The following is a 1,589-nucleotide window of genomic DNA, read 5'->3' on the forward strand; positions in this document are numbered from 1 at the left end:
TGCTGCCGGTCGGGCTCGCCATTCTCTGGGAGTGGCTGGTCGCAGCCGGCATCGCGAACGGCAGGCTGATGCCGCCGCCCAGCGTCGTCGGCCGCACGCTCTGGACGCTCGTTGCCTCAGGCGAGCTGCTGACCCATGCGGGTGCAACACTCTGGCGGGTCGGGGCCGGCTTCGGCCTTGGTGCGCTTGCCGGCACGCTGCTCGGCGCCGTGACCGGGGCCCTGCCGGTCGCGCGTAGCCTGCTCGATCCGACCTTGCAGGCGCTGCGTGCGATACCCTCCATTGCCTGGGTGCCGCTCTTCATCCTCTGGCTCGGCATCTTCGAGGCTTCGAAAGTGGCGCTGATCGCTGTCGGCGTGTTCTTCCCGGTTTATCTCGGCGTGGCCGCCGCGATGCAGGGCATCGACCGCAAGGTTGTCGAAGTCGGCCGCGTCTTCCGGCTCTCGCGCCTCGCCATGGTGCGCCGGGTGCTCCTGCCGGCGATCCTGCCGAGCTGGATCACCGCGCTGCGCGCCGGCCTCGGCCTCGGCTTCATGTTCGTCGTCGCCGCCGAGATCATGGGGGCGAGCGAGGGGCTCGGCTATCTGCTCGTGGACGGCCAGCAGCTCGGTCGCCCCGACACCATCATCGCGGCCATCATCAGCTTCGCCGTGCTCGGCAAGCTGGCGGACGGGCTGCTCGTCGCCATCACGCGGCCTTTCCTCACCTGGCAGGATACGGCGCGCGACAAGCTCTGAAGGCTTACCCCGTGCTGAGTTTCGACCGGCTTTCCAAGACCTATGCCGACGGCACCCGCGCCTTGTCGTCGATCGCGCTCGAAGTCGGGCGCGGCGAGATCGTGGCGCTGCTCGGCGGCTCCGGCTGCGGCAAGACCACCTTGCTGCGCCTCGTTGCCGGGCTCGACCGGCCGAGTGACGGCGCGATCCGCCTCGACGGCGAGGTGATCGCCGAGCCGCGCGCCGATGTCGGCGTCATCTTCCAGGAGCCCCGGCTGTTCCCCTGGCTCAGCGTCGCCGAGAATGTCGGTTTCGGTCTCTCTCATCTCTCCGCTTTCGAGCGCGAAGGGCTGGTGACGAACGCGCTGGTCCGCGTCGGCCTCGCCGGTCATGAGAAGCGCTGGCCGCGCGAACTGTCCGGTGGCCAGCAGCAGCGCGTCGCCATCGCGCGTGCGCTCGTGACCCGTCCCAAGCTTCTGCTGATGGACGAGCCCTTCTCGGCGCTCGACGCCACGACGCGGGCGAGCCTGCACGGCCATCTTCTGGCGCTCTGGCAGGAAAGCCGGCCGACCGTCGTCATGGTCACGCATGATGTCGAGGAGGCCGTGACGCTGGCCGACCGCATCATCGTGATGCAGCCCAAGCCCGGCCGCATCTTCGACGAGCTCGACAATCCGCTCGCCCGCCCGCGCGACCGGCTCTCGCCGGCCTTCGAGGCGGCGAAGCGCGAGGCTTTGCGCGCGCTCGACCGGTCCTTGCGCGACGAGGTTCCACATCAGGAGAAGGCCGCCGAGACTGCCGGCATGTGGTGGTGACGCCAACCTCGGAACCTCGCCCGGTCCGGAACGTTGGCCGGGCATGATCGACCATACC

At 69.5% G+C, this 1,589-nt stretch carries 2 protein-coding genes; both read left to right on the plus strand.

What is annotated here, in order from left to right; all coding sequences use genetic code 11:
- Positions 1-2: 2 nt before the first annotated feature.
- On the plus strand, positions 3-737 hold the full coding sequence (locus tag ACIPIA_RS15900) for an ABC transporter permease (RefSeq protein WP_400510943.1): 735 nt from the start codon (positions 3-5) through the stop codon (positions 735-737).
- 11 nt (positions 738-748) lie between these two features.
- Positions 749-1,531, plus strand: a complete 783-nt coding sequence (locus tag ACIPIA_RS15905) for an ABC transporter ATP-binding protein (RefSeq protein ID WP_400510944.1) — start codon at positions 749-751, stop codon at positions 1,529-1,531.
- Positions 1,532-1,589: the final 58 nt, after the last annotated feature.

The organism is Allobosea sp. CER48, assembly GCF_044752385.1.
Classification (GTDB): domain Bacteria; phylum Pseudomonadota; class Alphaproteobacteria; order Rhizobiales; family Beijerinckiaceae; genus Allobosea.